Annotated in this window: 19 protein-coding genes and 1 pseudogene; 8 read left to right on the plus strand and 12 right to left on the minus strand. The window is 72.7% G+C overall.

What is annotated here, in order from left to right:
- Window positions 1-3: 3 nt before the first annotated feature.
- The 3 genes and pseudogenes from ACLJN9_RS10510 to mraZ form a co-directional block, all read right to left on the minus strand.
- Window positions 4-612, minus strand: a complete 609-nt coding sequence (locus tag ACLJN9_RS10510) for a hypothetical protein (protein WP_410810964.1) — start codon at window positions 610-612, stop codon at window positions 4-6.
- Window positions 609-1,713, minus strand: a pseudogene (gene rsmH, locus ACLJN9_RS10515) (16S rRNA (cytosine(1402)-N(4))-methyltransferase RsmH). The gene ACLJN9_RS10510 and the pseudogene rsmH overlap by 4 nt, the downstream one beginning before the upstream one ends.
- A gap of 204 nt (window positions 1,714-1,917) precedes the next feature.
- Window positions 1,918-2,349: a division/cell wall cluster transcriptional repressor MraZ gene (gene mraZ, locus ACLJN9_RS10520; protein ID WP_410810965.1), complete on the minus strand. Its 432-nt coding sequence runs from the start codon at window positions 2,347-2,349 to the stop codon at window positions 1,918-1,920.
- A gap of 355 nt (window positions 2,350-2,704) precedes the next feature.
- Here mraZ and ACLJN9_RS10525 point away from each other — a divergent pair, with 355 nt between their 5' ends.
- From ACLJN9_RS10525 to ACLJN9_RS10540, 4 genes are read left to right on the plus strand one after another with little or no spacing between them, the layout of a single operon-like run.
- Window positions 2,705-3,952 (plus strand): MurT ligase domain-containing protein, encoded by a 1,248-nt coding sequence (locus tag ACLJN9_RS10525; protein ID WP_410811436.1) that lies wholly within the window; start codon window positions 2,705-2,707, stop codon window positions 3,950-3,952.
- Window positions 3,942-4,661 (plus strand): type 1 glutamine amidotransferase, encoded by a 720-nt coding sequence (locus tag ACLJN9_RS10530; RefSeq protein ID WP_410810966.1) that lies wholly within the window; start codon window positions 3,942-3,944, stop codon window positions 4,659-4,661. Before ACLJN9_RS10525 ends, ACLJN9_RS10530 begins: the two co-directional genes overlap by 11 nt.
- The gene (locus ACLJN9_RS10535; RefSeq protein WP_410810967.1) at window positions 4,658-5,341 is read left to right on the plus strand and encodes a TVP38/TMEM64 family protein; all 684 of its coding nucleotides are present in this window, start codon (window positions 4,658-4,660) and stop codon (window positions 5,339-5,341) included. Before ACLJN9_RS10530 ends, ACLJN9_RS10535 begins: the two co-directional genes overlap by 4 nt.
- A 2-nt stretch (window positions 5,342-5,343) precedes the next feature.
- Complete coding sequence (locus tag ACLJN9_RS10540) at window positions 5,344-6,132, plus strand: phosphotransferase (protein ID WP_410810968.1); 789 nt, start codon at window positions 5,344-5,346, stop codon at window positions 6,130-6,132.
- 61 nt (window positions 6,133-6,193) lie between these two features.
- Here the strand turns inward: ACLJN9_RS10540 and ACLJN9_RS10545 are convergent, their stop codons facing one another.
- Window positions 6,194-6,865, minus strand: coding sequence for a hypothetical protein (locus ACLJN9_RS10545; protein ID WP_410810969.1), 672 nt, complete (start codon window positions 6,863-6,865; stop codon window positions 6,194-6,196).
- 23 nt (window positions 6,866-6,888) lie between these two features.
- Complete coding sequence (locus ACLJN9_RS10550) at window positions 6,889-7,287, minus strand: hypothetical protein (protein WP_410810970.1); 399 nt, start codon at window positions 7,285-7,287, stop codon at window positions 6,889-6,891.
- 196 nt (window positions 7,288-7,483) lie between these two features.
- On the opposite strand from ACLJN9_RS10550, the gene ACLJN9_RS10555 reads away from it, so the two are divergent.
- Complete coding sequence (locus ACLJN9_RS10555) at window positions 7,484-10,345, plus strand: BTAD domain-containing putative transcriptional regulator (protein ID WP_410810971.1); 2,862 nt, start codon at window positions 7,484-7,486, stop codon at window positions 10,343-10,345.
- Between the two features lie 70 nt (window positions 10,346-10,415).
- Here ACLJN9_RS10555 and leuS read toward each other — a convergent pair whose 3' ends face one another.
- Window positions 10,416-13,256, minus strand: a complete 2,841-nt coding sequence (leuS, locus tag ACLJN9_RS10560; protein WP_410810972.1) for a leucine--tRNA ligase — start codon at window positions 13,254-13,256, stop codon at window positions 10,416-10,418.
- Window positions 13,257-13,649: 393 nt separating this feature from the next.
- Between leuS and ACLJN9_RS10565 the strand changes: the two genes are divergently transcribed.
- Genes ACLJN9_RS10565 through ACLJN9_RS10575 form a run of 3 tightly spaced genes read left to right on the plus strand, consistent with a single transcriptional unit; the run spans window position 13,650 to window position 18,493 of the window.
- Window positions 13,650-14,702: an AAA family ATPase gene (locus ACLJN9_RS10565; RefSeq protein ID WP_410810973.1), complete on the plus strand. Its 1,053-nt coding sequence runs from the start codon at window positions 13,650-13,652 to the stop codon at window positions 14,700-14,702.
- A gap of 1 nt (window position 14,703) precedes the next feature.
- Window positions 14,704-16,002, plus strand: a complete 1,299-nt coding sequence (locus ACLJN9_RS10570) for a DUF58 domain-containing protein (protein WP_410810974.1) — start codon at window positions 14,704-14,706, stop codon at window positions 16,000-16,002.
- 16 nt (window positions 16,003-16,018) lie between these two features.
- Window positions 16,019-18,493: a transglutaminaseTgpA domain-containing protein gene (locus ACLJN9_RS10575; RefSeq protein WP_410810976.1), complete on the plus strand. Its 2,475-nt coding sequence runs from the start codon at window positions 16,019-16,021 to the stop codon at window positions 18,491-18,493.
- Window positions 18,494-18,732: 239 nt separating this feature from the next.
- On the opposite strand, the gene ACLJN9_RS10580 is transcribed toward ACLJN9_RS10575, so the two are convergent.
- The 6 genes from ACLJN9_RS10580 to ACLJN9_RS10605 form a co-directional block, all read right to left on the minus strand.
- Entirely contained in the window at window positions 18,733-19,134 is a 402-nt protein-coding gene (locus tag ACLJN9_RS10580; protein WP_124817678.1) for a DUF3040 domain-containing protein, read from the minus strand.
- Window positions 19,135-19,250: 116 nt separating this feature from the next.
- Window positions 19,251-20,510 carry a DNA polymerase IV gene (locus ACLJN9_RS10585; protein ID WP_410810977.1) on the minus strand — a complete coding sequence of 420 codons (1,260 nt, stop codon included), beginning with the start codon at window positions 20,508-20,510 and terminating at the stop codon, window positions 19,251-19,253.
- Window positions 20,511-20,574: 64 nt separating this feature from the next.
- On the minus strand, window positions 20,575-21,747 hold the full coding sequence (locus ACLJN9_RS10590) for an alkaline phosphatase family protein (protein ID WP_410810978.1): 1,173 nt from the start codon (window positions 21,745-21,747) through the stop codon (window positions 20,575-20,577).
- Window positions 21,744-22,514, minus strand: a complete 771-nt coding sequence (locus tag ACLJN9_RS10595; RefSeq protein ID WP_410811437.1) for a methyltransferase domain-containing protein — start codon at window positions 22,512-22,514, stop codon at window positions 21,744-21,746. The genes ACLJN9_RS10590 and ACLJN9_RS10595 overlap by 4 nt, the downstream gene beginning before the upstream one ends.
- A complete protein-coding gene (locus ACLJN9_RS10600) occupies window positions 22,511-22,687 on the minus strand; it encodes a hypothetical protein (RefSeq protein ID WP_410810979.1) in 177 nt (58 codons plus the stop codon). Before ACLJN9_RS10600 ends, ACLJN9_RS10595 begins: the two co-directional genes overlap by 4 nt.
- A 94-nt stretch (window positions 22,688-22,781) precedes the next feature.
- Entirely contained in the window at window positions 22,782-26,168 is a 3,387-nt protein-coding gene (locus ACLJN9_RS10605; RefSeq protein WP_410810981.1) for an error-prone DNA polymerase, read from the minus strand.
- Between the last annotated feature and the right edge of the window lie 100 nt (window positions 26,169-26,268).

The raw sequence follows: 26,268 nt of genomic DNA on the forward strand, positions 1-26,268 counted from the left end.
CGGTCAGCCTCCCGCGCCCTGCTGGCTGGTCACCGACGGCTCACCGGTCGCCGGCTTCGGCACGCCGATGGTCTTGCCGTCGGGCAGCCGGACGTACCCCGGCTCGCCGGCGTCGACCAGGCCCAGCCGACGCGCCTCGGCGGTCAGGTTGCCCGGTGCCTCGAAATCGGCGATCTGCTTGTCCAGCTGCTGCTTCTCCAGGTCCAGACGGCTCTGCTGCTGCTGCAGCTTCTCCAACCGGAAGGCGTTCTCATTGATCTTGGTGTTGACCGCCAGAATGCCCAGCACCCCACCGACCACCAGCAGCACGATCAGCGCCGCGAACGGCGCCCGCGGCACCGAGACCGGCGGCGGCGGCGCAACCCGCAGCTGGGGCGGACGAGCGGTCGCGGCGACGGCGGCCTTCTCGGCCGGCCGCAGCGCGGCACTGCCCTGCGTCGGGAACTCGCGCGCCCCCCGGGCGCGAGTCTCCCCCTGCCGGTTTCCTCGATCGATGCGTGGCGTACCGTTCCCCACGCGCGTCGCCCGCTCCGCCGCGGTCCGGCCCCCCGACCGCGGTGCGCGCTGCCCGCCGCCGGTGACGTCCCGGCGGTCGCGCTTGTCATTGTTCATGTCCCCTCCCCCTCAACGTCCGTCCCTCTGCCGGCCCGACGCCCGTTGATCCCCCACGGATCACGCAGCCCCGGTGCCCGGTTGGTGCATCCCCTTCACCCTTCGGCGAGACCGTTCGCGGTCGGTCCGCCCGTGCTCCTCCGCGTTCGGGTCGAGTCGCTCCGCGGCCCGCAGCCGCACCGAAGCGGCCCGCGGGTTCGCGGCGACCTCCACCTCCCCGGCCAGTTCGGCGCCCCGGCTGAGCAGCCGGAACGTCGGACCGGACCCGGGCAACTCGACCGGGAGGTCGACCGGGCCCTTACTGCGGACCCGGTCCGCGAGCGCCACCTTGGTGAGCCGGTCCTCCAGCGAGTGGTAGGACAGGACCACCATGCGACCGCCCACGGTCAGTGCGTCGAGCGCAGACGGCAGCGCCGTCTCCAGCGCTGCCAGCTCTTTGTTTACCTCGATCCGTAAAGCCTGAAACGTTCTCTTTGCCGGGTGCCCGCCCGTTCGTCGGGCTGGTGCCGGAATCGAGTCGCGGACCAGCTCCGCCAACCGCGCCGACGAGGTGATCCGGGTGCGTTCCCGCTCCCGGATGATCGCCGAGGCGATCCGGCCGGCGAACTTCTCCTCGCCGTAGACCCGCAACACCCGGGCCAGGTCCGGATGCCCATAGGTGTTGACCACCTCCTCGGCGGTCACCCCCCGGGTCTGGTCCATCCGCATGTCCAGTGGCGCGTCCTGGGCGTACGCGAACCCGCGGTCGGGCGCGTCCAACTGCAGCGACGAGACACCCAGGTCGAACAGGATCCCGTCGATGCCCGGATAGCCCAGCCGGACCAGCACCTCGGGCAGCTCGTCGTAGACGGCGTGCTCCAGGTGGATCCGATCGGCGAACCGGGCCAGCCGGACCCGCGCGTGGGCGAGCGCCTCGGTGTCCCGGTCCAGCCCGATCAGGACCGTTTCCGGGTGCGCCTGCAGCACCGCCTCCGCGTGCCCGCCCAGGCCGAGCGTCGCGTCGACGTGCACCGTCCGGCCGTCTCGACCCAGCGCGGGGGCCAGCAGCTCGAGACAGCGCTCGAGCAACACCGGCACATGCGTGCCTCGTAGCTCCCCCATGATGACCCCCACTGGTTGAAACGTCCGTTCTTCTCGTGCGCCTGTCGTGGAGACGGCGCTGCCGTCGTACCGCCAGATCCCCATCCGCTCCCGCCAGGCACCGGGCTCGCCCGATGACTGGATCGTGCGCCTGGCACCGGGGAAGGGGTGCCAGGAACTCGAAAGCGGCTGGAGATCTCGCAGTACGTCGGGCGCCGTTCCGCCCTACAGATCGCCGGGCAGCACCCCCTCGGAGATGTCGGCGAAGTCGTCTTCGCTCTCGGCGAGGTAGGTCTCCCAGGCGGCCCGGTCCCAGATCTCCACCCGCGTGCTCGCGCCGATGACCACGAGATCGCGGTCCAGGGCGGCGTACGCCCGCAGGTGAGCCGGGATGGTGACCCGGCCCTGCTTGTCCGGAACCTCGTCGTGGGCGCTGGCGAAGAAGACCCGGCTGTAGGCCCGGGCCGCCTTGTGCGTCATCGGCTGCGCGCGCAACTGCTCCGCGATCCGCTGGAACTCGGGCGTCGGAAAGACGTAGAGGCAGCGCTCCTGCCCTTTGGTGACCACGACACCCCCCGCCAGCTCGTCCCGGAACTTGGCCGGAAGGATCAACCGGCCTTTGTCGTCCAGGCGTGGAGTGTGGGTGCCGAGAAACACCGGCCCAACCCCCTCGCCCTTGAACGGCGTTCGCGGCGCCGCTGACCCCCCGGGCCGGTGAGCCCTCCCGGCCTCACCATTGGCCCCCACTCTACTCCACTTCCCTCCACCCGCAACCAGATTCGCCCGCGTGGCGCGCCCGATCCAGGGCCAAAACCGCACGTCACGAGGGGTGGAGTGGAGTGGAGGGCCTCCGGGCCCACCCGGCGTGGTCCGCTTTCCGACATAGATCGACAGCGTCCGGAGGACGTCGACCTGGCCGCCCGCGCGGGCACCACGGCCGAACGGTTCGCCGTCGGCGGCGATCTGGTGGGGTGCCGGGTCCGGTAACCTCGCTCGCGTGACGGACGCGAAAATGCCCCTACGGGCCAAGGTGGCCAGCTCCGTGTCACGGACCGCCGCAGCGCTCTCCCGGGCGGCCGGCCGTGGCGACGGTTCGGTGATCGGCGGGTGGATCGGCCTGAAGATCGACCCGGAACTGCTGGCCCACCTGTCGGCCGGGCGCGCCATCGCGCTCGTCTCCGGCACCAACGGCAAGACCACCACGACCCGGTTGACCGCCGCCGCGGTCGGCGTCCTCGGCCGGGTCGCCACCAACTCCTTCGGCGCCAACATGCCCTCCGGGCACACCTCGGCGCTGGCCAAGGCCGGCAGCACCCCGTACGCCGTGCTGGAGGTCGACGAGCACTACCTCGCCCAGGTGCTCGAGGCGACCGAGCCGCACGTGGTCGCCCTGCTGAACCTCTCCCGCGACCAGCTCGACCGAGCCAAGGAGGTCGCCATGATGGCGCAGCTCTGGCGCGCGGCGCTGGTCCGGCACACCGACGTACGGGTGGTGGCCAACGCCGACGATCCGATGGTGGTCTGGGCCGCCACCCCACCGGCCGATCCCGCCCGTGGCATCAACCCGCCGCACGTGACCTGGTTCAGCGCGGGTCAGCGCTGGCACGACGACTCCTGGGTCTGCCCCGAGTGCGGCTCCACCATCCAGCGCAACGGTGATCAGTGGTGGTGCACCGGCTGCTCGCTGCGCCGACCAGAGCCGCAGTGGGTCGTCGAGGACGAGGGTGTGCTGGACCCGACCGGTGCCTGGCACAAGGTCTCCCTCCAACTGCCCGGCAAGGTCAACCTGGGCAACGCGGCGACCGCGCTGGCCGTGGCCGCCGAGTTCGGCGTCCGCCCCGTCGACGCGGTGTCCCGCCTCGGCATCGTCACCTCGGTGGCCGGCCGCTACGCACAGGTGGACAAGGACGGGCGCAACATCCGGCTCCTGCTGGCCAAGAACCCGGCCAGCTGGCTGGAGGCCTTCGACATGGCCGACGACGCGCCGACCCTGCTCTCCATCAACGCCCGCGACCCCGACGGGCTGGACACCTCCTGGCTCTTCGACGTCGACTTCGCCCCGTTGCGGGGCCGACAGGTGTTGATCACCGGAGACCGGGCATACGACCTCGCGGTCCGCCTGGACGTCAACGGCGTGCCGTTCCAGCACGTCCGCACATTCTCCGACGCGATCCAGTCGGTCCCGCCCGGGCGGCTGGAGGTCATCGCGAACTACACCGCGTTCCAGGACATCCGAGCGGAGTTGGACCGTGTCAACTGAAAGCCTGCGCATCGTCTGGATCTACCCCGACCTGCTCTCCACCTACGGCGACCGGGGCAACGCTCTGATCCTCGCCCGGCGGGCCCGCCAGCGCGGCATGCCGGTCGAGGTTCTGGAGGTCCGCTCCGACCAGCAGCTGCCCGCGACCGCCGACATCTACCTCGTCGGCGGCGGCGAGGACGGTCCGCAGGCGCTGGGCGCGCAGCGGCTGATCGCCGACGGCGGCCTGCACCGCGCTGTCGCCCAGGGTTCGGTGGTGTTCGGCGTCTGCGCCGGCTACCAACTGCTCGGCATGTCCTTCTTCGCCAAGGGAGTGCAGTGCCGCGGCCTGGAACTGCTCGACCTGCAGTCCGACCGCGGTGCCAGCCGGGCCGTCGGCGAGCTGGCCGGCGAGATCGACCCCCGACTGGGCCTGCCCGCGCTGACCGGCTTCGAGAACCACGGCGGCCGCACCCACCTCGGCCCCGAGGTCTCCCCGCTGGCGCGGGTCAGCACCGGGGTGGGCAACGACGGCACCACCGAGGGCGCCTGGCGGGGCAAGCTGCTCGGCACCTACTCGCACGGCCCGGCGCTGGCCCGTAACCCGGCCCTGGCCGATCTTCTGCTGCGCTGGGCCACCGGGGCGCACCAGCTGCCGCCGCTGGACGACACCTGGTCCGACCGGCTCCGGAGTGAGCGTCGCGCCGCGGTGGCCGTCGCCCGCCCGTGATCCCCGCCGTCCGGCGGCTGCTCCGGCAGCCGTCGGCCGCCCGGTTCGCCCTGCTCGTGCTGCTGATCGGTGGCTGCGCGTTGCTGCTGCTGCTGGTCCCTCGACCGGACCCGGCGCAGCTGCCGCGGCTGGCCGACGAGCTGGGTGACCTCGCCCCGGTGGCGGCGATCCTGGGCGGTGCGTTGCTGCTGGTCGCACTGGTCCCCCGAACCTTCATCACGCTCGCCTCGGGTGCGATCTTCGGCCCGCTGGAGGGCGCCGCGTACGCCCTGGGTGCCGCGCTGGTGGCCGCGGCGATCGGGTTCGCGGTCGGCCGCCTGCTCGGCCGGGAGTTCGTGGCCGAGCGGGTCCGCGGCCGCCTGGCCCGCCTCGACGGCTGGTTCGCCCGGCAGAGTGTGCTCGGCGTGGTAACCGTCCGGTTGCTCCCGATCGCCGGTTTCGGCCTGGTCAGCTACGGCTACGGCACCACCGCTGCCCGGGTGCTGCCGTTCCTGGCCGGCAGCGTGATCGCCTCCGCGCCGACCGCCTTCGGTTACGCCGCGATCGGGGCGGCCGTCAGCTCGCCGGGCCACGTCAACTGGTACGCCGCCGCCCCCGCCAGCCTCGGCCTGATCGCCAGCGTCGTGCTGATCCTCCAGTGGTGGCGCGCCGAACGGCGCCGACGGTCGATGCCGGTCTGAGCGTGCCTGACCCGATCGACCCGCTGGGCGGGCAGCGACTGGCTGGTGGCTTCGTCAACGACGTGGTCAGAATCGGCGACACGGTGCGCCGTACGCCACCGGCCAACCTGGACTTCGTCGGCGCGCTACTGGGCCACCTGGCCGAGGTCGGCGCGGACCTCGCCCCTCGGCACCTGGGTGTCGACGCCCTCGGCCGACAGGTGCTCAGCCACCTCGAGGGCCGGGTGCCGTGGCGGGACCAGGAGGACCAGGTCTTCTTCGCCGATCCGGCGCTGGTGCGGCTGGCCGAGCTGATCCGGCGCCTGCACGACACCTGTGCGGGCACGGCGCTGGCCGGCGACGCCGAAACGGTCTGCCACCGCGACCTGTCACCGAAGAACACCGTCTACCGGGACCTTCCCGCCGGTCCCCTGCCGGTGGCCTTCCTCGACTGGGACCTGGCCGCGCCCGGCCGCCGGATCGAGGACGTCGCGTTCGCCGGGTGGCACTGGGCCGCGCTGGGCGAGGGCGGCGACCCAGCCGAGCTGGGTCGCCGCTGCCGCCTGCTCTGCGACGCCTACGACGCCGCGGCGCCGACCGCAACGGCATCCGCCACCCTGGCGCGGGATGAGCTGGTGGGCGTGATGCTCGACCAGATCGAGAGCACCTGGCGGGGTATCGACGCCGGCGCCGACCGCGACGAGCCGGGTATGCGCCGGCTACGCGACGCGGGCGCGGTCGAGGGAGTACGCCGCTGGCACAACTGGCTGCACATCCACCGCGCCGGGGTCGAGGCGGTGCTCGACCTCTGACCGACACCGGTTCGCAACCGACCCGGCGGAACGACGCAGGGCCGGTTGCGTTCCCGGGAACCTACTTCGGTGCCGGTGACGTGTAGCCGACCACGGCCGACTCCCAGTTGGAGTGCAACACGTGGGAGACGATGTCCGACTGGTTGCCCCCGACCACGTAGTGATTGCCGTCGGTGCTGGTGTCGTAGTACGACGTCACGATGGCCACGTGGTCGATGACCCCGTCACGCTCCCAGTCGTAGACAGCGGCGTCACCCTTGCGCGGGACGTAGCCGCTGCCCCGGGCGTGCCAGGTGCCGTTGTTGATGCCGTAGGTCCGGAAACTCGACGCGGCGGCGTTGAGCCCGGTGTACTTCGCGCCGCCCCAGTAGAAGGCGAACTTCGCGAAGTCGGCGCACCACGCCCGGGCCCGCCACCTCACGTCGTCCCAGGTCTTCGACCCGTTCCGATACATGTAGCCGGGGCTCACCGGACCGCAGGTGCCGGTCCCCGAGCTGTCGTAGCGGTCGTTGTTCGGGTCGGCCCAGAAGCCGGTGTAGAAGTTGCAGTTCTGGCTGGTGCGCTCCCTCAGTCGGTACTGGACATCGGCGTTCTCTGATTTGAGCTGTTCCCAGGCGATGTTGCCGACGTCGATGCCCAGTTGCGTGTCGGCGGCGTGCGCGATCCCCGGCACGACGAAGATGCTCGAGGTGGCGGCGACCACGGCCACCACGGCCATGCGGAATGCTTTCAACGGTTTTCTCCTGTCCGGGGCGATCAGAGCCACCCACCGCAGCGGCGGTTGGTGTTGGCGTCACTGGTGCAGACCTTGAGGTAGACGCCGGAGCTGAAAGGGCCGTACCACTCGTCCTCGGCCCAGTCACCGGCGCCTCCGGTCGCCTCGTCGAGCTTCACGCCGGCCGTCGAGGTGTTCGGCGTCCTGATCCAGACCTCGGCGCGGCGACCGTCCTTGGCCGTGTCTTCCAGGAAGTAGCTGAGGCCGGTGGTGAATGCCTCAGGGCAGATCTGGTAGGTCAGATCGGCTCCGGAGATGCTGGCCGTACTGCCGCGGCACGCGGCTGCCGACGCGGCCGTGGGTGACAGGACCACCGCGGCGGTCCCGACGAGGCCGGTGGCTACGGCTGCTCGCAGGCCACGCTGCCAAGCTTGGTTCATGTGCCCTCCTCATCGTGCCCGGGCGCCCGCTGTGTCGACGCCCGGTGGAGGCGCTTCGACGCCCCCCGTTGCGCACACTCTCCCGGCGCGTGGTGGAAGCGGAGTGGAAGTCGGGTGCGAATCCGGTGCACCACGAGATCCGTCAGAATCGATACAATGCGTCGAGCAGCCCGCGACGAGCACGGGGGGATCTCGGATGGGGCAACTGCGGCTCGCCGTGCTCGGTCCATTGGAGGCCGAACGGGCCGGCGCCGCGATCCGGCTCGGTCCGCGGCAGGTGGAGCTGCTCTCCGTGCTCGTCATCGAACTCGGCCGCCCGGTGCTGGCCCGCCGCCTGGTGGATCTCCTCTGGGGTACCACCGCGGGCGACGGCGCGGCGACGACGCTCCGCAGCCATGTCTCGCACCTGCGGCGTGCCCTCGGGCCCGGCCGGTCCGCGCCCGCGGAGGCCTCGATCGTCGCCACCGTCGGCACCGGCCCCGGCCTGGCGTACCGGCTGGATCTGCCCCACGACTGTGTGGACGCCCGCCTCTTCGAACAGGAGGCCGCGCAGGGGCGGCAGCTGCTCGACGGCAGCGACCCGGCGGTGATCCCACGCGCCGCCGAGCTCTTCGGCGCCGCACTGGCCCGCTGGCGCGGGCCGGCCCTCGCGGACGTCGCCAACCGGCCGTTCGCCCTGCCGGAGGTGGCCCGTCTCGACGCGTTGCGCCGCACCGCCCGACGCGGTCACGCCGAGGCGCTGATCGCGCTCGGGCGGGCCGCCGCCGCCGTCGGCGTGCTCACCGGCGCGGTTCTCGACGACCCGTACGACGAGGGCGTCCGTCACCTGCTCACGCTCGCGCTCTACGCCGAGCAGCGGGTGGACGAGGCCGCCGAGGTCTGCCGACGGGGCATCGCCCTGCTGCGGGAACGAGGCATGGACGCACCGCAGCTCCACCGTCTGCACGCCGCTGTCCTGCGGCGCGACGAGCTGCCGATCCCGGCACCCGCGGCGGTGGTCGCCGGACTCGCGCCGGTGGCGCCGGCGAGCCTGCTGCCACCGGACCCGCCGCACTTCGTCGGCCGGGGCGTCGAACTCGATGCGGCTCGGCGGCAGTGCCTGGCGCCCGAGCGGCGGCAGATCCTGCTCGTCACGGGTGCGGCCGGCGTGGGCAAGACCAGCTTTGCCATCCGTCTGGCGCACCTGCTCGCCGAGGGCTTCCCGGACGGATGCCTCTACGTCAACCTGCGCGGCTTCGATCCGGGCGGTGCGGCGATCGCCGGGGACGAGGTGGTGCGACTCTTCCTCGACGCGTTGCAGGTGTCACCGGAGCAGATGCCGGCGAGCGAGGAGAGTCGGGCCGCCCACTACCGGAGGCTGCTGTCGGAACGCCGCATGCTGATCGTGCTCGACAACGCCCGGGACGCCGGTCAGGTGCGCCCGGTCCTGCCCGGTGCCGCGGGCTGCGCGGTGGTGGTGACCAGCCGGCAGCAACTGCCCGGCCTGGTGACCGTCGAGGGCGCCCATCCGGTCACTCTCGACCTGCTCACTGCTGTCGAGGCCCGCGAGTTGCTGGCGAGCCGGCTGGGCGACGACCGGGTGGCGACGGAGCCGGGGCCGGTGGCCGGGATCATCGAGCGGTGTGACCGTCTGCCGCTGGCCCTGGCGATCGTGGCGGCCCGCGCGGCGACCCATCCCCGGTTCCCGCTCGCCGTGTTGGCCCGGGAACTGACCGAACTCCGAGGCAGCCTCGACGGCTTCGCAGCCGGCGATCCGGCCACCGACCTCCGGTCGGTCTTCTCCTGGTCGTACCGGGCCCTCGGCGGTGCGGCGGCGCGGCTGTTCCGCCTACTCGGGCTGTATCCCGGGCAGGATATCTCGGTGCGGGCCGCCGCAAGCCTCGCCGCACTGGCCGAGCGGCAGGTCCGCCCCGTCCTCGCCGAACTGGCCCGTGCGCAACTCGTGACGGAGCGGGCACCGGGCAGATACACCTGCCACGATCTGCTCCGGGCGTACGCGGCGGAGCTGGTCGAGTCGGAGTCCGCGGAGGTGGGCCACGCGGCCCGGCGCCGGATTGTCGATCACTATCTGCGCAGCGCCTGGATGGCCGACGCGCGACTGTCCCCGCTGCGTGAGCCGATCACGCCGCCGCCGATCGAGACGGGCGTGATCCCGGAGGAGCCGGCGGACAGCGCCTCGGCGTTGACCTGGCTCGCCCAGGAGCACGGCGTGCTCATCCGGGTGGTCGAGCTGGCTGCTCGGCACGGCTTCGACCGGCACGTGTGGCAGTTGGCCTGGGCGGTGACCACCTTCCTGTCCCGCCGGGGCTGCTGGGAGGACCTGATCGCCGTACAGCACCGCGCGCTGGTCGCGGCCGAGCGCCGCGGCGACGGGGCCGCAGCGGCGCAGGCACACCGGGACGTCGTCGCGGCCTTCTCGGAGACCGGCCGCCTCCGGCTGGCCCGTGAGCACCTGGAGTCTGCGCTGGCGCTGCTCGGGGATCTCGGCGACCGGACCAGCCAGGCGCAGACGCTGCTGACCCTCGGCTGGATCAACGAGAAGGAGGGTGACCAGGCGACCGCGCTGCACCACGACGAGCAGGCGCTGGCCCTCTTCCGCGCCGACGGGCACCGGGCGGGGGAGGCCCGAGCGCTCAACGCGATCGGCTGGGACCATGCCGTGCTCGGCGCGTACCGGGAGGCGGTCGGCTACTGCCAGCGGGCACTGGTCCTGCAACGCCGGCTCGGTGACGGGGTCGGGGAGGCGAGCAGTTGGGACACCTTGGGCTACGCCCACCACCATCTCGGCCACCACCGCCGGGCAGCTCGCTGCTTCCGACGGTCACTGGCGCTCAGTCGAGAACTGGGACACCGCTACAACGAGGCGGAGGCGCTGCACCACCTGGGCGACAACCACGAAGCCCTCGGCGACCTGACTGCCGCACACGACTGCTGGCTGGGCGCTCTCGAGATCCTCACCGACATGCGGCACCCAGCGGCCGCGCAGGTGCGCGACAAGCTTTCGGCGGGCCACGGCCCTCCCGGTCGCCGGCCGGAGGTCGCGGCCGTCGTCCACTGAGTGCACGGCATCCCGTACCGGCACGGTGGACAAACGCACCGGCCGGTACGGGACGCACGGACGAGCACCATCACATGACGACGGAGACCATCCGGCCCTTCACCACGATCACCTTGCGGGGCTCCTTACCGGCCAGGGTCTCGGCCACCGCCTCCAGGGCGGCGGCACGTACGGTCTCCTCGGACGCGTCGGCGGGGACCTCGACGCGCCCCCGGACCTTGCCGTTGATCTGCACCGGGTAGGTCACCGTCTCCGACACCAACAGCGCCGGGTCGGCGGTCGGGAAGTCCGCGTACGTCAGGGAGGCCGTGTGGCCCAACCGGCGCCACAGTTCCTCGGCCAGGTGCGGTGCGAACGGCGCCACCATCAGCACCAGCGGCTCGGCCACCTCCCGCGGCGTCGCCGACAGGCGGGTCAACCCGTTGGTCAGCTCGATCAGCTTGGCGATGGCCGTGTTGAACCGGATACCGTCCATGTCGCCACGGACCCCGTCGATCACCTTGTGCAGCAGCTTGCGGGTCGCCACGTCGGCCGGCTCCTCGCCGACCCGCAGCGCGCCGGTCTGCTCGTCGACCACGGCACGCCAGACCCGCTGCAGGAACCGGTACGAGCCGACGACCGCCCGGGTCTCCCACGGACGGGACACCTCCAGCGGCCCCATCGACATCTCGTACACCCGGAAGGTGTCGGCGCCGTACGCGGCGCACATGTCGTCGGGGGTCACCACGTTCCTCAGGGACTTGCCCATCTTGCCGTACTCGCGGCGCACCTCGTCCTCACCCAGGAAGAAGGAGCCGGACCGCTCGACGACCTCCTCGGCCTGCACGTAGCTGCCGCGGGAGTCGGTGTAGGCGTACGCCTGGATCATGCCCTGGTTGAACAGCTTGCGGAACGGCTCGAACGACGACACGTGACCCAGGTCGAACAGCACCTTGTGCCAGAACCGCGCGTACAGCAGGTGCAGCACCGCGTGTTCGGCACCGCCGACGTACAGGTCGGTGCCGCCGCAGTCGCCCTCGCCGCGCGGGCCCATCCAGTACCGCTCGTTCTCCGCGTCGACGAACCGGTCGCCGTTGGTCGGGTCCAGGTAGCGCAGCTCGTACCAGCAGGAGCCGGCCCACTGCGGCATCACGTTGGTCTCCCGGGTGTACCGCTGGGGCCCGTCGCCCAGGTCCAGTTCCACCTCGACCCAGTCGCGGCGGCGCGACAGCGGGGTCTCCGGGTTCGAGTCGGCGTCGTTCGGGTCGAACGTCTTCGGCGAGAAGTCGTCCACCTCGGGCAGCTCGACCGGCAGCATCTCCTCCGGCAGCGCGATGGCCGCGCCGGTGGAGTCGTAGACGATCGGGAACGGCTCGCCCCAGTAGCGCTGCCGGGAGAACAGCCAGTCGCGCAGCCGGTAGGTCACCGCGCCGGAGCCGTGCCCGTTCGTCTCCAGCCAGGCGATGATCGCCGCCTTGGCGTCGGCGATCCCCAGGCCGTCCAGGTCCAGGCCGCGCTCGGGCGCGGCGCTGTTGATCGCCGGGCCGTCCCCGGTGTACGCCGTGCCGTCGAAGCCGTCGGCCGGCCGCACGGTCCGCACGATGGGCAGCTCGAACACCTCGGCGAACGCCCAGTCCCGCTCGTCCTGCGCCGGCACCGCCATGATGGCGCCGGTGCCGTAGCCGGCCAGCACGTAGTCGGCGATGAAGATCGGGATCTGCCCGCCGGTGACCGGGTTGGTGGCGTACGCGCCGATGAAGACGCCGGTCTTCTCCCTGCTGTCGGACTGCCGCTCGACGTCGGTCTTGGCCGCCGCCGCCTTGCGGTACGCCTCGACCGCGGCGCGCGGGTTGGCGTGGCCGCCGGTCCAGACGTCCCGCGTGTCGCCCGGCCAGGCCGCCGGCACCAGCGTGTCGACCAGCTCGTGCTCGGGCGCCAACACCATGTAGGTGGCCCCGAAGATGGTGTCCGGTCGGGTCGTGAACACCCGCACGGGCGCGGCGGAGGTCGGGAAGTCGATGTGCGCGCCGGTGGAGCGACCGATCCAGTTGCGCTGCATCAGCTTGATCGGCTCGGGCCAGTCCAGGCTGTCCAGGTCCTCGATCAGCCGGTCGCCGTACGCGGTGATCCGCATCATCCACTGCTTCAGGTTGCGCTTGAAGACCGGGAAGTTACCGCGGTCGGAGCGACCGTCGGCGGTGACCTCCTCGTTGGCCAGCACGGTGCCCAGTCCGGGGCACCAGTTCACCGGGGCCTGCGAGACGTACGCCAGCCGGTGGTCGTCGACGACCTGGCGGCGCTCGGCGACGCTCAGCCCGGCCCAGGCCCGGCCATCCGGGGTCGCCCGGTTACCGCCCTCGAACTCGGCGATCAGCTCGGCAATGGGCCGGGCCCGACCGGCGTCGCGGTCGTACCAGGAGTTGAAGATCTGCAGGAAGATCCACTGGGTCCACCGGTAGAAGTCGGTGTCGATGGTCGCCACCGAGCGGCGCTCGTCGTGCGCCAGACCCAGCCTGCGCAACTGCGCCTTGTACCGCTCGACGTTCGCCACCGTCGTGGTCCGCGGGTGGGTGCCGGTCTGCACGGCGTACTGCTCGGCGGGCAGGCCGAACGCGTCGAAGCCCATGGCGTGCAGCACGTTGCGCCCCGCCATCCGCTGGTAGCGGGCGTAACAGTCGGTGCCGATGTAGCCCAGCGGGTGGCCGACGTGCAGGCCGGCGCCGGACGGATAGGGGAACATATCCAGCACGTACAGCTTCTCCGCACCGGCCCGGGGGTGGGCCGGGTCGGCCAGCGGGCCGGTCGGGTTCGGTGCGTGGAAGGTGCCCTCGCGCGCCCAGATGTCCTGCCAACGGTGTTCGATCTCGTCGGCCAGGGCCGCGTTGTACCGGAACGGGGGAATGTCGCCCGCCGGTGCGGCTGCCTCACTCATCGTCTCTCCTCGCTGTGCTTCGCTTCGTCTCGGCATCGCCGGGCCGGGCCGGCGACGGGCACAAAAATGCCCCTCACGCAGGAGGGGCCGCCGTGCTGTCGCGCGTTCAACGCATCAGCACGGCCCGATAAGAAGCAGGAAGACTCCGGCCATGTCCGGCAGTGTACCTTGCCACCGGTTGATGCCGCGGTCGCCGGGGCCGTTCCCCCAACCCGGCGAATATCGGTGCGTAACCGACGGACTACCTGCGGGGGTCGGCGATAACGACAAACATGGTTAGCCTGAGAGGCCAGTGAGAATCCTGCGGCAGACGAGGCTCGACGTCGCGAACCCAACGGCGGGTCCAGGTGCTCTCTCAACAGAGCTGCCGTGACGGCGACGAGGAGGAGGCCCGTGACACAACAGACCTGGGACGAGGTCGGTGGCCTACTGCCGCACGACGAGTTCCGCGCCGCCAGTGAGGCCATCGTAACCAACATCGAGCAGGTCATCGAGGGTAAGACCGCCACCGTGCGGCTCGCCCTGGCCGTCCTGCTCGCCGAGGGTCACCTCCTCATCGAGGACGTTCCCGGCGTCGGCAAGACCAAGCTGGCCAAGGCCCTGGCGCGGTCCATCGACTGCACGGTGCGGCGGATCCAGTTCACCCCCGACCTGCTGCCCAGCGATGTCACGGGGGTCAGCGTCTACAACCAGGAGACGCACGACTTCGAGTTCCGCCCCGGCGCCGTCTTCGCCAACCTGGTCGTCGGCGACGAGATCAACCGCGCCTCGCCGAAGACCCAGTCGGCGTTGCTCGAGTGCATGGAGGAGCGGCAGGTCACGGTCGACGGGGTGACGTACCAGCTGCAGACCCCGTTCATGGTCATCGCCACCCAGAACCCGATCGAGATGGAGGGGACGTACCCGCTGCCCGAGGCGCAGCGCGACCGGTTCACCGCCCGGATCGCGATGGGTTACCCGGACGCCGGCGCCGAGCTGGCGATGCTGGACGGGCACGGCGGCACCGACCCGCTCAACGAGTTGCGCCCGGTCTCCGACGCGGACATCGTCCGGCAGCTCATCGCGACCGTCCGGCAGGTGCACGTCGCGGACGCGGTCAAGCAGTACGCCATCGACCTCGTCACCGCCACCCGCGAGGCCCCCGACCTGCGCCTGGGCGCCTCCCCCCGGGCGACTCTGCAGCTGCTGCGCACCGCCCGGGCGGTTGCCGCCCTGGAGGGGCGCGACTACGTCCTCCCCGACGACCTGCAGGCCCTCGCGGTGCCGGTGTTGGCGCACCGGATCATCCCGACCGCCGACGCGCAGCTCGCCCGGCGCACCACCGACGCGATCGTCTCCGAGCTGGTGCATCGACTGCCGTTGCCGCACGACCGGCAGCGATCCCCGTACAACACCCGGCCCGCCACCGGCAACGGTCGCGCGCCCTACGAGCCGCGGAGGCCGTGACGTGCGTGCCGGGCTGCGCGGGCTGACCACCCGCGGGCGCTCGTTCCTGGCTGCCGCGGTCGCGGCGGCGATCTCGGCCGGCATCCTCGGCGAACGGGACCTGCTCCGGGTCGCCGTGCTGCTGGCCGTGCTGCCGCTGCTGGCCGCCGCCTACGTCGGGCGCAGCCGCTACAAGCTGGCCTGCAACCGTTCGCTGGACCCGCACCGGGTCCCGGTCGGGGCCAACTCGCGGGTGGTGCTGCGCCTGCAGAACCTGTCCCGGCTGCCGACCGGCACCCTGTTGTTGGAAGACAGGCTGCCCTACGCGTTGGGCAGCAGGCCCCGGGTGGTGCTGGAGCGGCTCGGCGCGCAGCAGGCCAGCTCCGTGGCGTACACCGTCCGGGCCGACGTGCGGGGACGCTACGACGTCGGCCCGCTGGTGGTCCGGATGAGCGACCCGTTCGGTCTGTGCGAGCTCAGCCGGGCCTTCCCCACCACCGACCACCTGACGGTCATCCCGCAGGTCACCCCGCTGCCGTCGGTCCGGCTCCCCGGGGAGTACGCGGGCAGCGGCGACAGCCGGGCCCGCTCGGTGGCGGTGCACGGCGAGGACGACGCGGCGACCCGGGAGTACCGGCGCGGCGACGACCTGCGCCGGGTGCACTGGAAGTCCACCGCCCGCACCGGTGAGCTGATGGTGCGCCGCGAGGAGCAGCCGTGGGAGAGCCGTGCCACGGTCCTCCTGGACACCCGCGCCTACGGCCACCGCGGCGACGGGCCGACGGCGAGTTTCGAGTGGGCGGTCTCCGCCGCCGCGAGCATCGCCGTGCACCTGCGCCAAGCCGGCTACAAGCTACGCCTGGTAACCGGCTCGGGCGTCGACGTGGACGCCTCGGAGGCCGGCGGCGACGGGGCGCTGCTCGACCATCTCGCCGAGGTCCGGCTGGATCAGCGGGCCGAGGTGACCGACCTGGTGCAGCGGGTCCGGCAGCGCGCCGACGGCGGTCTGATCATCGGCTTGTTCGGGGCGGTGAGCCTGGCCGAGGCCGAGGTGCTGGCCGGGCTGCGCGGCAACGGCGCCACCTGTGTCGGCTTCCTGTTGGACAGCTCCACCTGGCTGAGTCTTCCGGAGAAGGCCCGCGCCGAGGCGGAACACGCGCACGGCGCCGCCGCGCTCGCCATGTTGCAGAGCGGTTGGCGGGTGGTCGGTGTCGACCACGGCAGCCGACTGCCGGCGCTCTGGCCGCAGGCGGGCCGGGGTTCCCAGGGCTTCGCCATGCGCGCCGCCCTGGCCGAGACGGTCGCCGGCGGCGTGCGATGAACGGAAGGCTCCCCTCATGATCGCCAGTCGGAACATCGGCGTGGTGGCGGCCGCGGCCACGCTGCTCGCGGCAGCCCCGTTGTCGGCCATCTTCGAAAGCTGGACGTGGCTGATCCAGTCCGCGATCGCGGTCGCCGTGGTGGCCGGTGTGGCCGCGCTGACGCGACTCGTCCGGGCACCCCTCTGGGGTCAGGTCCTCGGCATGCTGGCCGCCCTGACGCTCGCACTGACCTGGCTGTTCCCCAGCGGCGGTGAGCTGCTCACCTTCCTGCCCACGCCGACCACGTTCGGGCACTTCGCCGACCTGTTCGCCGGCTCCCTGCAGGACATGCGCTCGTACGGCGTCGAGGTGCCGGACACCGATCCGCTGCTGTTCATCACCGCGCTCGGCATCGGCGGGGTGGCGGTGCTGGTGGACGTGCTGGCGGTCGGGCTGCGCCGGCCCGCGCTGGCCGGGCTGCCGATGCTCGCCATCTACTCGGTTCCGGTCGCCGTCTACGTGGACAGCGTTCCCGCGGTGCCGTTCGTGGTGGGCGCCGCGGGCTACCTCTGGCTGCTGGTCACCGACAACGTCGACCGGGTACGCCGGTTCGGCCGCCGCTTCACCGGTGACGGCCGCGACGTCGACGTGTGGGAGGCCTCGCCCCTGGCTGCCACCGGCCGCCGGCTCGCCCTGGTCGGGGTTGCGCTGGCCGTGTTGCTGCCGCTGGCCGTGCCGGGCATGACCGGTGGGCTGCTCGACACGCTCGGAAAGGGGTCGGGCAACGGCACGGGCAACGGACGGGCCGGCGCGGGGTCGTCGGGCCGCATCGACCTGTTCGCCTCGCTCTCCGGCCAGCTCAACAGGTCCGAGGTGAGCGATCTGGTCAAGGTGACCACATCCGAGCCGACACCGTTCTACCTGCGCTACGCGGTCGCCGACGAGCTGCGTCCGAACGGCTTCCAGGCGCGCAGCCCGAGCGGCAGACCGGCCAACCGGGACCTGCCGGATCCGAGCGAACGCGCCGGCGCAGGGGTGCAGCAGACCCCGTACCGGGCCACCGTCGAGGTCACCAAGAACCTGAGCATGTCCCTGCTACCGGTGTACGCGGACCCGGTACGCACCGAGGACCTCAACGGCAACTGGCTCTACGACCCCAACCAGCAGGTGGTCTTCTCCAACCGGGACAACTCGCGGGGCAAGAAGTACTCGTTCGACTACATCCGCTCGACGTACACGCCGGCGGCGTTGCGCGCCGCGCAACCACTGCCGACCGACCACCCGATCAGGCGGCAGTTGACCGCCACTCCGACGCCGGTGCCCGAGGTAGAGGATCTGGTCAAGAGCCTGGTTCGGGGCCAACGCACCGAATACGACCGCGTGCTGGCGATCTACCGGCACTTCTCGGCCGACAACGGGTTCAGCTACCGGCTCAGCACCGAGAGCGGCAGTAGCGGTCAGGACATCGTCAACTTCCTGACCAACAAGGTCGGCTACTGCCAGCAGTACGCCGCGGCGATGGCCTGGCTGGTCCGCGCGGCCGGCATTCCGGCCCGGGTGGCGTTCGGGTTCACCAACGGCAGCAAGCGCGATGGCGACACGTACACGCTGACCAACCTGAACCTGCACGCCTGGACCGAGGTCTACTTCGACGGGATCGGTTGGGTGCCGTTCGACGCCACCCCCACGTACGGGGTGCCCGGCTCCACCCGGTCGGATTGGGCACCGGACACGGACGCCCCGGAACCGGCCAGCCCGGACACCGGCACCACGAACACCCCGGCGGGACCGAACGCGTCGGCCGGCCCGGCCGGCCCGGACAACGCCGACCGGGACACCGACAGCGGGCTCTCTCTGAGCGGTGAGAAGCCGGCCGAGCAGGCACCGGTGTGGCCGTGGTGGGCGGCGGGCCTGTTGGCCCTGCTGGCCCTGCTGGCGGTGCCGGCGCTGCGTCGGCTCGCGCTGCGCCGACGGCGGGGTGGCCGGGTGGAGGCCGCCGCGGTGGCCCTTCCCGGGAACGACACCTCCACGGTCGACGGGGCACCGCTGATGGTGGTCGGGGTGGATGCGACCGTCGCCCGCGCCGACGCGCACGCCGCCTGGGCGGAACTGCTCGACACGCTTGTGGACTTCAAGGTCCCCCTCGACGGGGCCGAGACACCCCGGGCGACCGCGGACCGGCTGATCCGGGACACCCTCACCGAGGACACCGCGGCGGTCGGCGCGGCGCGGCTGCTCGGCCGGGCGGAGGAGCAGGCGCGGTACGCGCGGGACCCGCTGACCGGTGAACGGCTGCTGCCGGCGCTCCGCGCGGTCCGCGGCGCGCTGGCCGCCCGAGCGGACCGGCGTACCAGGCTGCTCGCCGCTGTGCTGCCACCGTCGGTGCTGCTGCGCTGGCGGATCGCCCTGGCCGACACCTCCGGCCGGCTGGTGGGGCTGGCGGGGCGGGCCCGGTACAGGCTGCTGCGCTGGAATCCGCGTCGGCTGCTGGCCGACCGGGCGGCTCGCTGAGCGACGTCCGTCGGGCTCGGGGCGGCGGTCCGTCGGCCGTCGCCCCTCCCGTTGGCGTTCCGCTTCGTCGATCACCTGCCACTCGGCCCCCGACGCGCCGCCGCGCAGGTCACGAGGGCACGCAGGTCACGAGGGCACGCAGGTCACGAGGGCACGCAGATACGACGGTGGTCGCCGGGCTGATGGTCCCGGCGACCCGCTCGTCGCGGTCAACGACCCGCCTCAGCGGCGGGGCGGGCTCAGCGGTGCCCCTCCGGGCGCTGCCGCCACCTGTCCTCCATGCGGTCCAGGATCGACGACCGGCGACCGGATCGGCCACCGCCACGGGGACGGCGACGACTGGTCGTGCCGCCCACCACGTGCAGGTCGGGTGACTGCGCCCGTCGGTGCGACTGCACCGCGAACGCGGCCGAGGCCAGCATGACGACGAAGCCCGCCACCGCCAGCGGTGGAGTCTTGATCACCGCGCCGTAGACCAGTAGAGCCAAGCCAGCGATGATCACGCCAGCAGCGACGAGCAGGCGACGCCGCGCGTGAAAGCGCGGATCGCTGGCGCGCACGGCCGAGGCGAATTTGGGGTCCTCGGCAAGCGACCGCTCGATCTGCTCGAACAGCCGCTGCTCGTGCTCCGAGAGCGGCACGGCACTCCTCCCCGGTCACGTTGGTCGGGCCCACTCGGGCCGACAGACCGTGGCAGCCAACCGGCTGCTTACCCGCAAGTCTACGAGGGGGGTCGCGCGTCGGAAAGCGGGACGACCTATGGGTGGGGTGGATTTTCCCTACGACGGGCGTCACGGTCGCCTAACAGACTGGCTGGACCTATGACGGACCGCCCGAATCGGGCAGCGGCGGCGTCCGCGGCAGCTTCCGCCTCGCGCCAGCCGCGCTCGGGCGCGCCGAGGGTGAGTTGCCGCGCCGCACCCTGCGCCGGGGCGAGCCCCTCCACCCGGACACCGACGAGCCGGATCCGCTCGGTCGGGTCCAGGGCGGTGTAGAGCGCCCAGACCGTGTCGAACATCTCGCGGGCGGTGTCGGTTGGCACGTCGAGCGTGCGGGAGCGGTTGACGGTGCGGAAGTCGGCCAGCCGCACCTTGAGCGCGACGGTGCGCCCCACGTGCCCGGAGCCGCGGAGACGGGCACCGACCTTGGCGCTGAGCGCGAGCAGGGCGCGACGGATCTCCACCGGGTCGGCCACGTCGACGTCGAAGGTCACCTCGGCGCCGATCGACTTGTCGACGTGCTCGGGGCTGACCCCGCGCGGGTCCCGTCCCCAGGCGAGTTCGTGCAGGTGCGCCGCCGACGCCGCGCCGACCGCACGGCGGAGCATGCCCACGGGGGCGTCGGCGAGGTCGCCGACGGTGGCCAGGCCGAGCCGGCGCAGCGCCTCGGCGGCCCGCTCACCCACCCCCCAGAGCGCGTCCACCGGCAGTGGATGCAGGAAGTCGAGCACCTGCCCGGGTGGCACGACCAGCAGGCCGTCCGGCTTGGCCCGGGTGGAACCCAACTTGGCCACGAACTTGCTGGGCGCCACCCCGACCGAGCAGGTCAGCGCCTGCTCGTCGGCGACCCGGCGGCGAATCAGCCGGGCGATGGTGGCCGGCGCCCCGAACAGCCGTCGGGCACCGGTCACGTCGAGGAACGCCTCGTCGAGGGAGAGCGGCTCGACCAGCGGGGTGACGTCCCGGAAGATCTGCATCACCGCGCGGGACGCGGCGGTGTAGGCGGTGAAATCCGGTGGCAGGTAGACGGCGTGTGGGCAGCGGGCCCGCGCCTGGCTGGTCGGCATCGCGCTGCGCACCCCGTAGCGGCGGGCCTCGTAGCTGGCCGAGCTGACCACACCGCGCGGCCCGACGCCGCCGACGACCACCGGTCGGCCGCGCAGCTCGGGCCGGCGGCGCACCTCGACGGCGGCGAAGAAGGCGTCCATGTCGACGTGCAGGATCGGGCTGTCGGAGTCGTCGGCGTCCGGCCCGAAGCGCGGATCGTCGCCCCGGGGCAACGACTGGCTGCGGCCCATCCCGGCAGGCTAACCCGGGGGTACGACACCACCGGCGGCCGCCGGGCCGGACCCGTCCGCCCGATCAGCCGCGGACGACCAGCAGGGGCACCGTCAGCTCGGCGGCCGTGTCCGACCCGTGGTACGCCACCAGCCGGGACGCCATCGGTCGCTCGGTCCGGGTGGCCAGCACCGCGTACGTGTCGTTGCAGGTCACCACCACGTCGCCGATGCGCCCCAGGTGCTCCTCGGGCACCGGCCCGAACCAGCCGGTCGCCACCACCTCGTCGCGCGTACGCACCCGTGCCGCGTTCCCGAGCACCGCCGACCAGGCGGCCACCACGTCGTCGACCGCGCCCGCCGTGACGTGCAGATAGCGCACCCGTGCCTCACCGGCCACCAGTCGCACACCGGCGCGCAGCCGCGGATCGGTGTCCAGGTCGAAACGGTGTGTGGCGGGCACGTTGAGCTGCCCGTGGTCGGCCGTGACCAGCAGCGCGGCGTCCGGCGGCAGCCCGTCGACCAGGCGGGCGAGGAGCGCGTCCACCTCGGTGGCGGCGATCCGCCAGGGCGCCGAGTCGACCCCGCTGACATGGCCGTGCCGGTCCAGGTCGGCGTGGTAACCGGAGACCAGGGTGGGCCCGGGGCCGGCGGTGAGTGCGGCCAGCATGGCGGCGGCCACGGCCTCCGCGCCGGTGGCGCCCAGGAAGTCACCGCCCCGGTTGGCTGCCAGGGTCAACCCGCTGCCCCCGAACTCCGGACGGCTCACCACGCTGACCGCGACCCCGGCGGCCCGGGCCCGCTCCAGTTGGGTTCGTACCGGCTGCCAGCGCAGCGGCGACGGGTCGGCGGCCCAGTCGGTGTGGGTGAGCACCCGGTCGGTGCCGGGCACCCGCACGGTGAAGCCGAGCACCCCGTGCGCGCCCGGCGCCACGCCGGTGCCCAGCGACACGAGGCTGGTCGGGGTGGTGGACGGAAAACCCGCGAGAAGCGGGCGGGACGCCGTCGCCGCGAGACCGGCGAGGGTCGGCGCGTGCGGGGCGGCGGTCGGCAGCTGGTACCAGCCCAGCCCGTCGACCAGCAGCACGGCGATCCGGCGCACCCCGGCCAGCGCGGGGACGAGCCCGAGCGGGTCGACCGACCCGGGCACGCCCAGCACGGCGAGCGCGCTGGGCAGCACGTCGGCGAGGCGACCGCCGGCGTGGTCCGGGCCGAGGACGGCCAGCGGCGCGGGGGCACCGCCCGACGGGGCGGTCATGCCGGCCGGCGGGCGAACAGGTGCAGCTGGGCGGCCAGGTCCCGGTACGGGGGTTGGGCGGCGAGCGCCCGTTCCAGCTCGACCAGGGCGGCGGGCTGCCCGTCGGCGACCGCGGCCGGCAGGAGGTCGGCCAGCACGCGTACCCCGTGGATCTCCTCGACCACCAGCCCGGCGGCGGCGAGCAGCGCGGCGGCTCCGGGGGCGTCGTAGCGGCGGCGCAGGGTGTCCCGCGGCCCGGCGGTGCCGGCCGGGTCGACGGCCAGGGTGGCGGCGACGTCCAGGTGGCCGTTCATGGCCCGGCCCAGGACTGCTGCGGCCCGGCCGGCCACCAGTACGCTGGCCGCTCCGCCGGGGCGCAGCGCGGTGGCCAGCGCGGCCACCACCGGTGCCGGGTCGTCGACGACCTCCAGCACGGCGTGGCAGAGGACCAGGTCGACGCCGGCCGGCTCGACCAGCCCGGCGAGGGCGTCGCCGTCGCCCTGCACGGCGGCGATCCGGTCGGCCACCCCGGCCTCGGCGGCCCGGCGGGTGAGCGCCGCGAGGGCGTCGGGGCTGGCGTCGACCACGGTGACGCGGTGCCCGGCGCGGGCCAGTGGGACGGCGAAACCGCCGGTGCCGCCCCCCACGTCCAACACGGTGAGCTCGGCGTCGCCGCGCCGGTCCAGCTCGGCGCGGAGCACCGACCAGATCACGGCGGTACGGGGGGTCAGCGGCGGCCCGGCGAACCGGCCTCGGGTCTGCTCCACCCGGTCGAGCCTAGTGGTCAGGACTCGGCGCCCTCGACCTCGTCCTCAGCCCGGGACCGGCGCTCGTTGGCGACCGGACCGTTGGTCACCTCGTACTCGCGGGGGTCGGCGAGGTGCGACGGCATCCAACCGGCACCCAGCCGGGTCCGTCGGGAGTTGGCGATTCCACCGGTGTACGAGTGATTCCCCAGCACTGTTCATTCCCCCTCGTGAATCACGGGCCGCTCTGCCCGCTCAGCACGAGTCTCCCGTTCGGCGGCGCGAGAAACCGTAATGTGGATCACTCGATCAGCGAAAGTCACGGGAGGCGGGGCTGACCGGCGGCTCGATGGCGTCCAGCCGGTCGGCGACCAGATTCATGACCCCGTCGTGCCGCTGCAGCCGCCCCCGGACCACCAGCGCGGCGCTGGTCCGGGCAACCCGCCGGTAGCGCTGCCACAGCCCCGGTGAGCAGGTGACATTCACCATCCCGGTCTCATCCTCCAGGTTGAGGAAGGTGACCCCGCCCGCGGTCGCCGGGCGCTGCCGGTGGGTGACGATGCCGCCGACCCGGATCCGCTGCCCGGGCTCCACCCGACCGAGCCGGGCAATGGGGACCGCGCCGACCACGTCGAGCTGACCCCGGATGAACCGGGCCGGATGGCTCTCCGGCGACAGCCCGGTGGCCCACACGTCGGCGACCAGCCGGTCCACCGCCTCCATCCCCGGCAGTGTGGGCGCCGCCGCGCCGGTCACCGTGCCGGGCAGCCGGCCCGGCCGGTCCTGGGCCGCCGCGCCGGCGGCCCAGAGCGCCTCCCGCCGGGTCAGCCCGAAACAGGCGAAGGCGTCCGCGGTGGCCAGCGCCTCCAGCTGCCCGGCGGGAAGACCGACCCGCCGGGCCAGATCCGGCATGTCCCGGTACGGCCCGTGCGCCGTCCGTTCGGCCTCGATCCGCTCGGCCACCTCGGCACCGAGGGTACGCACGCTGGACAGCCCGAGCCGGACCACCGGGCCACCCAGCCCCCAGGCGTGCGGCGGCTCCCCCGGCCCACTGCCCCACCGGGTGTCCGGGGTGGATTCCAGCACCGCCTTGGCCCCGCTGGCGTTGATGTCCGGGCGGCGTACCTCCACCCCGTGCCGACGGGCGTCGTCGACAAGCGTCTGCGGGGAGTAGAAGCCCATCGGCTGGGCGTTCAGCAGCGCGGCCAGGAACGGCGCCGGGTGGTAGCGCTTGAGCCAGGAACTGGCGTAGACCAGGTAGGCGAAGCTCATCGCGTGGCTCTCCGGAAAGCCGTAGCTGGCGAACGCGGTGAGCTTGCGGTAGACGTCGTCGGCCAACTCGCCGGTGATGCCCCGCTCGGCCATCCCGGCGTAGAGCCGGTCGGCGATCCGCTCCATCCGTTCGACCGAACGCTTCGCGCCCATCGCCCGGCGCAACTGGTCGGCCCCGGCCGCGTCGAAGCCGGCCAGGTCGATGGCGAGCTGCATCAACTGCTCCTGGAACAGCGGCACGCCCAGGGTCTTCTCCAGCGCGTTGCGCATCAGCGGATGCGCGAACGTCACCGGTTCCTGACCGTTCTTACGCCGGATGAACGGGTGCACCGAGCCGCCCTGGATCGGGCCGGGCCGGATCAGCGCCACCTCCACCACCAGGTCGTAGAAGACGCGGGGCTTGAGCCGGGGCAGGGTGGCCATCTGTGCGCGACTCTCCACCTGGAACACCCCGACCGAGTCGGCCCGGCAGAGCATGTCGTAGACCTCCGGGTCGTCCAGCGTCATGTCACCGAGGTCGAGCCTGGAGCCGATCATGTCGTAGCCGTAGTGCAGCGCGGAGAGCATGCCGAGGCCGAGCAGGTCGAACTTGACCAGCCCGACCGCGGCGCAGTCGTCCTTGTCCCACTGGAGCACGCTGCGTCCGGGCATCCGCCCCCACTCCACCGGGCAGACCTCGATCACCGGCCGGTCGCAGATCACCATGCCACCGGAGTGGATGCCCAGGTGCCGGGGGAACGTCTGCAGCTCGTTGGCGTACTCCACCACCTGCTCGGGGATGTTCTCGACGTCGACCGTGGCGACCGAGCCCCACCTGTCGATCTGCTTGCTCCAGGCGTCCTGCTGACCGGGTGAGTAGCCGAACGCCTTGGCCACGTCCCGTACCGCCGACCGGGGCCGGTAGGAGATGACGTTGGCGACCTGGGCGGCGTGCTCCCGGCCGTAGCGGGTGTAGACGTGCTGGATCACCTCCTCCCGACGGTCGGACTCGATGTCCACGTCGATGTCCGGCGGCCCGTCCCGCTCCGGGGCGAGGAACCGTTCGAAGAGCAGCCGGTGCCGTACGGCGTCCACATTGGTAATCCGTAGCGCGTAGCAGACCGCCGAGTTGGCCGCCGATCCCCGCCCCTGGCAGTAGATGTCCTGCTTCCGGCAGAACGTCACGATGTCGTAGACCACCAGGAAGTAGCCGGCGAAGCCCAGCTCCTCGATCATGTTCAGCTCGTGGTCGAGCTGCGCGTACGCGCTCGGGTGCGCCTGCGGGGGGCCGTAGCGTTCCCGGGCACCGTCGGCGGTCAGCTTCCGCAGCCAGCTCATCTCGGTGTGCCCCGGTGGCACCGGGTATGCCGGCAGCTGCGGCGCGACCAGTTGGAGGTCGAAGGCCAGCTCGGCCCCGAACTCGGCGGCCCGGGCCACCGCACCCGGGTACGCGGCGAACCGGGTCGCCATCTCCGCGCCGCTGCGCAGGTGGGCGGTGGCCGCCGCGGGCAGCCAGCCGTCGATCTCGTCGAGGCTGCGCCGGGCCCGGACAGCGGCGACCGTGGTGGCCAGCCGACGTCGGCCGGGGCTGGCGTAGTGCACGTTGTTGCTGGCCACCGTCGGCAGCCCGGCCGCGGCGGCCAGCTCGGCGAGCGCGTCGTTGCGGTCGGCGTCGACGGGGTGGCCGTGGTCGGTCAGCTCCACCGCCACCGTCTCCGGGCCGAACAGCGCGGTGAGCCGGTCCAGTTCGCGGGCCGCCGCGTCGACCCCCTCGGTGAGCAGCGCCCCCGGCACGTGCCCCTTGCGGCAGCCGGTCAGCACCAGTACGTGATCCTTCAGCTCGGCGGCGATCTCCTCCAGCTCCCCGTAGACCGGGCGGCCCTTCTCACCGCCGCGCAGCTGGGCGCGGGCGATGGTGGTGGCCAGGCGGGCGTACCCCTCGTGGCCGTGCGCCAGCACCAGCAGGTGCGCGCCGTGCGGGTCGGGCTCGCCGTTCTGCGGGCCGGGCAGCCCGAGGGAGAGCTCCGCGCCGAAGATCGTCGGCAGGTTGAGCGCGCGCGCCGCCTCGGCGAAGCGGACCACCCCGTAGAAGCCGTCGTGGTCGGTGACCGCGAGCGCGGTGAGCCCCAGCCGGGCCGCCTCCTCGGCCAGCTCCTCGGGGTGGCTGGCGCCGTCGAGAAAGCTGAAGTTGGTGTGCGCGTGCAGCTCCGCGTAGGGCACGGCGCCGTCGGGGCGGGTCAGCTCGGGCGCCTCGTAGTGCTGGCGATGGCGAGTCCAGGCCGGGGAGTCGCCACCGTCGGCGTCCACGGCGAGCGGGTCCACGACGTGCAGGTGCCGCTCGCCGCCGCTCCCCCGCCCGCCCCCGCCCGTCCGCTTGTCGCCGGACCGCCCGGAGAGCACCCCCTCCAACTCCGACCAGGGCATCTCGGGGTTGCGGAAGCTCATCCCCGCTCCCTCCGGCCGGAATCGGGCTCGATCGACTCCATGTCCTGGTCGGTCTGTCCGAACGGGCGGGACACCCCGATTCCCAGTTCCTGGGTCGTCC

It is taken from the genome of Micromonospora sp. 067-2 (assembly GCF_046549295.1).
GTDB lineage: Bacteria > Actinomycetota > Actinomycetes > Mycobacteriales > Micromonosporaceae > Micromonospora.